The 5,787-nt window shown below is 70.8% G+C and carries 5 protein-coding genes; all 5 read left to right on the top strand.

Going from position 1 to position 5,787, the window contains the following annotated elements; translation table 11 throughout:
• Positions 1 to 384 (top strand): ATP/GTP-binding protein (locus tag ACFC1F_RS42435; protein ID WP_376167064.1); only part of this gene is annotated, 384 nt, incomplete at its 5' end.
• A 399-nt stretch (positions 385 to 783) separates the two neighbouring features.
• On the top strand, positions 784 to 4,221 hold the full coding sequence (locus tag ACFC1F_RS42430; protein WP_376167062.1) for a nitrate- and nitrite sensing domain-containing protein: 3,438 nt from the start codon (positions 784 to 786) through the stop codon (positions 4,219 to 4,221).
• Positions 4,222 to 4,231: 10 nt separating this feature from the next.
• A complete protein-coding gene (locus ACFC1F_RS42425; protein WP_097236138.1) occupies positions 4,232 to 4,645 on the top strand; it encodes a roadblock/LC7 domain-containing protein in 414 nt (137 codons plus the stop codon).
• A 161-nt stretch (positions 4,646 to 4,806) separates the two neighbouring features.
• Entirely contained in the window at positions 4,807 to 5,511 is a 705-nt protein-coding gene (locus tag ACFC1F_RS42420) for a DUF742 domain-containing protein (RefSeq protein WP_209411392.1), read from the top strand.
• Positions 5,492 to 5,787 (top strand): ATP/GTP-binding protein (locus ACFC1F_RS42415; RefSeq protein WP_376167060.1); only part of this gene is annotated, 296 nt, incomplete at its 3' end. The genes ACFC1F_RS42420 and ACFC1F_RS42415, both read left to right, overlap by 20 nt.

The following is a 5,787-nucleotide window of genomic DNA, read 5'->3' as shown; positions in this document are numbered from 1 at the left end:
ACCACCGTCGCCATGGACTTCGGCCGCATCACCCTCGACGAGGACCTGATCCTGTACCTGTTCGGCACCCCCGGACAGGACCGCTTCTGGTTCATGTGGGACGACCTCGTCCGCGGCGCCATCGGCGCCGTCGTCCTCGTCGACACCCGACGCCTCGCCGACTGCTTCCCCGCCCTCGACTACTTCGAGAACAGCGGCCTGCCCTTCGTCGTCGCCCTCAACGGCTTCGACGGACACCAGCCCCACACCGCCGACGAGGTCCGCGAAGCCCTCCAACTCGGCCCCGACACCCCGGTCGTCACCCTGGACGCCCGACGCCGTGACAGCGCCAAGAGCGCCCTCATCACGCTCGTCGAGCACGCCCTCCTCGCCCGCCTGCGCTGAACGCGGCCCGCAGGCCGGCAGCCCCGGTGTCCCGCCAGCCCGGCGGGCACCGGGGCGCCTGCTCTTGCGGGGCGGTGTCCTCCGCGCGGCTCGCGCAAGACCCCTGCATAAGCAGCGGATAACAGTTCGGTAGGCATTTTGTGATCAACAGTGACCATGCGTAGCGATTTAGCGTCGCTCAGCGCCAGAAGACCACGGTTTTGCGCCGCGATGTCGGCGAATGTCCGAAATATGCCACAGCAGCGTGCCGCCAGCCGCTGTTTGTCCCCCATCCCTGCACGTGCTGAAATTCCAGCTACCCCTAAATCCCGTACGGCAGTCCCACCCAGCAGCGGACCACTGCCAGGGGTAGCGCTGGATTGATCCATGGCCGCCAATCGGCCGAGAGGTTGTTGTCGAGTGAGGCGTAAGCAGCAAGTCGCCCCGCAGCGGCGCTCCGAGCCCCGCCAGAGCGAGCCGAACGGTACCGCAACGGACCAGGCCGGGTTCTCCGCGTTCACGCCGGTCGAGGAACGCCCGCCGGCCCCCAAGCCACAGGCCCCGGCCGCCTCCACGGAGCGCCGCAGCAGCGGCAGCGGCTCCGCGGACGACGGGAGCGGTGGCAAGGACGGCGGACGGTACGAGTTCCTCCGGCCGCGCAACTGGCGCGTGCCGGCCCGTCTGATCGCGATCCTGATGATCCCCGTGGTCATCGGACTGGTCTTCGGCGGCCTGCGCGTCAACACCTCGGTCGACGGCTACGTCAAGGCCTCGCGCGCCGAGAAGACCTCGCGCCTGGCCAAGGCGGCCACCGAACTGGCCGAAGCGCTGGAGAACGAGCGCGACAAGACGATCAGCCCCCTGCTGACCGGCCAGGACCCGAACGGCGACGTCGTCAAGACGCGTGCGACCACGGACGCCGCGCTCAAGGCGTACAACGCGGCCTACGACGCCACCGACAAGTCCGGTGAGCTCCCGCACCGTCACGCGTCGTTCCAGAGCCTCGTGATGTTCCTGCCGCACCTGCGCGACAACGCCTACAAGCCGGAGCTGTTCGCCACCGCGACCCAGTCCGCCTACTCGACGATGCTCGCGCCGCTGCTGGCCTACGACAACTCGGTCGGCCTCGGCAGCACCAACATCACCAGCAAGGGCCGCGCGATCTACGCGATGTCGCTGGCCAAGGCCTCGGCCTCGACCCAGCGCGCGCTGATGCTCCAGCTGCTGGTCGGCATATCCGCGCAGTCCACGACCCGGTACGAGAACGTCGACCTGATCCAGCAGCTCCTGGTCTCCCAGAAGCTGGAGCAGGTGTCGATCTCCGAGTTCAACACCGGCAGCGCCCCCGAGGACGCCAAGCGCTACTCCGACGCCCAGGTCGCCCAGGCCGCCGCCGACCAGCGGTCCGCGTACCGGATGCCGAACGGCAGCGTGCCCACCATGACGGGCCTGATGGCCCTCGGTGCCGCGTACAGCCAGGCCGCCGCGGACGGCCAGTCCAAGGGCAAGGCCGCCGCCGACGCCGCCTTCAACGAGGCGAAGAACTCCGGCCTGAGCAAGGAGAACTGGGAGCAGGCCGCCAACACCCACATCGCCACCCTGCGCTCCACCGAGGTCGCGCTGCTGGACGACGTCCTCAACGACGCCTCGGACCTGCGGGACAACGCGCTCTACGACGCCATCCTCAACTCGGCGATCGTGCTCGCCGCACTGGTCCTCGCCGGTGTCCTCACCGGCTACGTGGCCCGCTCGATGATTCTCGGCATGCGCACCCTGCGCAACGCCGCCCTGGAGATCGCCGACCACCGCCTGCCGGAACTGGTCGAGAAGCTCTCCAAGACCGACCCGGAGCGGGTGGACACCTCGGTCACCCCGATCCCGCTGCACGGCAAGGACGAGATCGGCGAGGTCGCCCGGGCCTTCGACCAGGTCCACCGGCAGGCGGTCGAGCTCGCCGCCGAGCAGGCGCTGCTGCGAGGGAACGTCAACGCGATCTTCACCAACCTGTCGCGTCGCAGCCAGGGCCTGATCCAGCGCCAGCTGGCGCTGATCACCGACCTGGAGAACAACGAGGCCGACCCGGACCAGCTGGAGAACCTCTTCAAGCTGGACCACCTGGCCACCCGTATGCGCCGCAACGGTGAGAACCTGCTCGTCCTCGCGGGCGAGGAGGCCGGCCGCCGCTGGAACACCCCGGTGCCGCTGGTCGACGTGCTCCGCGCCGCCGCCTCCGAGGTGGAGCAGTACGAGCGCGTCGAGCTCGCCGGCATCCCCGAGGCCGAGGTCGTCGGCGCCGCCGTGACCGACCTCGTCCACCTCCTCGCCGAGCTACTGGAGAACGCCACCTCGTTCTCCAGCCCGCAGACCCGGGTGCTGGTCAACGCGACCCGCCTGCCGGACGGCCGGGTGCTGGTCGAGATCCACGACAAGGGCATCGGCCTCACCGCCGAGGACTTCGCCGAGATCAACGAGAAGCTCGCCGAGCCGCCCACGGTCGACGCCACCATCTCCCGCCGCATGGGCCTCTTCGTGGTCGGCCGGCTCTCCCAGCGGCACGACGTCCGCGTCCAGCTCCGCCCCTCGGGCGAGTCCGCGGGCACCACCTCGCTGGTCATGCTGCCGCCGTTCCTGACGCAGATGGGTGCGGCGCCGGAGCCGGAGGAGCAGTTCACCGTCTCCCGGATCTTCGCCGACCAGGAGCCCTCCCCGGCCGACTGGGCCGCCGCCCAGAACCAGCCGCGCAGCGCCGCCGAGCTCGGCTTCGACGACCACCTCACCGGCAACGGCAGCGCCGGCTCCAGCGGCTTCAGCCCGGCCCTTGAGGCCGTCCAGCGCTCGCAGCGGCTCGACCAGGTCCGCCGCGCCGCCCTGGAGGCCGGCCCGGAGACCGCGCAGATGCCGCCGGTCCTCGACGCCGAGGTCGAGGAGGAGTACCCGGCGTACGGCCGGCGCAACGACGAGGCCTACGCCCAGGACGACCAGTACGGCGGACAGGGCTACGAGCAGTCCGGCTACACCGACGAGCAGTACGCGTACGGCCAGGACGAGTACGCCCGCAACGACTACGGGCAGGACGGGTACGGCCCGGACGCCTACGGCCGGTTCCCCCAGCAGGGCTACGCCGACGACCAGTACGGCCAGGCCCAGGGCCAGGGCCAGGGTCAGGGCGACCAGTACGGCCAGTACCAGGGCTACGACGACGGCTACGCCGACGAGCAGTACGGCCACCAGGCCGACGAGGCCCCGGCCGGCCACCCGTACAGCCCGGAGACCCCGGCGCTGCCCGCGGCCGAGCCGTCCGCCACCCTGCCGTCCGGCCTTCCCCAGCGCCGCCCCGGCCAGCAGCTCGGCGGCGGCTCCGGTGCCGCCTTCCAGGGCGGCGGCCAGGACACCGGCGAGACCCCGAACTGGTTCGCCGGCGCCAAGGACACCTCGGCGCCGACCGAATCGCGCGGACACGAGGTGTCCGCGCTGGGCGGGTACGGTCCCACCGGACCGACCGGCCCGACCAGCGCCGCCTGGCAGTCGCCCAACGACGGCTCCTGGCAGCGCGCCGAGCAGCTCCGCGAGCCCGCCTCCGGTGGCACCACCCCGGCGGGCCTGCCCCGCCGGGTGCCCAAGCAGAACCTGGTGGCCGGCAACGCCAAGCCCACTCCGCAGGACGGGCCGCAGGTCTCCCGCAGCCCCGAGGAGGTCCGTGGACGCCTCACCAACCTGCGCCGCGGTGTGGAGCAGGGCCGCAGCGCCGGCAACACCGGAAGCTTCCGGATCGATCCCGATCAGGTAGACCAGTCCGGCAACGGACAGCAGAATCGCAGCACCGATCTCTTCGGCGGCTCGAATCACCAGGAGCGTTGAGTTGAGTCAGATGAGCCAGGCCGCACAGAACCTGAACTGGCTGATCACCAATTTCGTGGACAACACCCCTGGGGTGTCGCACACGGTGGTGGTCTCCGCGGACGGCCTCCTGCTGTGCATGTCCGAAGGGTTCCCCCGCGACCGCGCCGACCAGCTCGCCGCCGTCGCCTCCGGCCTCACCTCCCTCACCTCCGGCGCCAGCCGGATCTTCGAGGGCGGCGAGGTCAACCAGACCGTCGTCGAGATGGAGCGCGGCTTCCTCTTCCTGATGGCCATCAGTGACGGTTCCGCCCTCGCCGTACTCGCCTCGCCGGACTCCGACATCGGCCTGGTCGGCTACGAAATGGCCCTCCTCGTCGACCGCGCCGGCGCCGTCCTCACCCCCGCGCTCCGCGCAGAACTCCAGGGCAGTCTCCTGCACTGACGGTTCGTCGGATACCGTCCTGGTATTCGAAGCACCTCCACGACCGTCCCGGGCCCGCTTCGGCGGGCTCGGGTTCGGACGTTGTACGGCCTTCGCAACACCGGCTGGGGACTCGTGCCCGAGCTCGCACCGCACCGCCGCACCTTGTGAGGAGAGGAACCGTGACACCGCCCGACGACCGCAGCGGCCAGTACGGCGTTCCGTACCCTGGCACGGGCCATGACGCCTTCGGAGCACCCGGCGTCGTCGGCCACGGTCAGCAGTACGACCGCCCGCACGGCCAGCAGTACGGCCAGCAGCAGTACGGCCAGCCCCAGCACCAGTACGGTCCGGGGCAGGGCCAGTACGGCCAGTACTCCCAGCCGCAGCCCTCGTACGACGCGCCGCCGGCCGGATACCCGGCCCAGGACGGCCACCTGCCCGGCCGGCACACCGGCCACGGCGTCCCCGGCCAGAGCCCCGACCCCGGCTACGCGCCGGCCGAGGACCCCGGGCACGTCGAGGAGTTCGAGGACGACCACGACTCGGGCCCGCTGATCCGGCCGTTCGCGATGACCGGCGGGCGGACCCGCCCGCGCTACGAACTGGCACTGGAGGCACTCGTCTCCGCCAGTGTCGACCCGCAGCGCCTGGCCACCCTGCTCCCCGAGCACCAGCGGATCTGCACCCTCTGCACCGAGGTGAAGTCCGTCGCCGAGGTTTCGGCGCTGCTCTCCCTGCCCCTGGGAGTGGCCCGCATCCTCGTGGCCGACCTGGCCGAAGCCGGCCTGGTCGCCATCCACCAGCCCGCTTCCGGCGGCGAATCCGGAAACCAGCCCGACGTCACGCTGCTCGAAAGGGTCCTCAGTGGACTTCGCAAGCTCTAACGCGGCCGCCCCAACCCGCGCCACCACCTCCGCGAAGATCGTCGTGGCCGGTGGCTTCGGCGTCGGCAAGACCACGCTCGTCGGCGCCGTCTCCGAGATCAACCCGCTGCGCACCGAAGCCGTCATGACCTCCGCGTCCGCCGGCATCGACGACATCAGCCACGTCTCGGGCAAGACGACGACCACCGTCGCCATGGACTTCGGCCGCATCACCCTCGACGAGGACCTGATCCTGTACCTGTTCGGCACCCCCGGACAGGACCGCTTCTGGTTCAT

It is taken from the genome of Kitasatospora sp. NPDC056181 (assembly GCF_042266225.1).
In the GTDB taxonomy this organism is placed as follows: Bacteria; Actinomycetota; Actinomycetes; order Streptomycetales; family Streptomycetaceae; genus Kitasatospora.
This window is presented reverse-complemented; position numbering and strand designations above follow the sequence as displayed.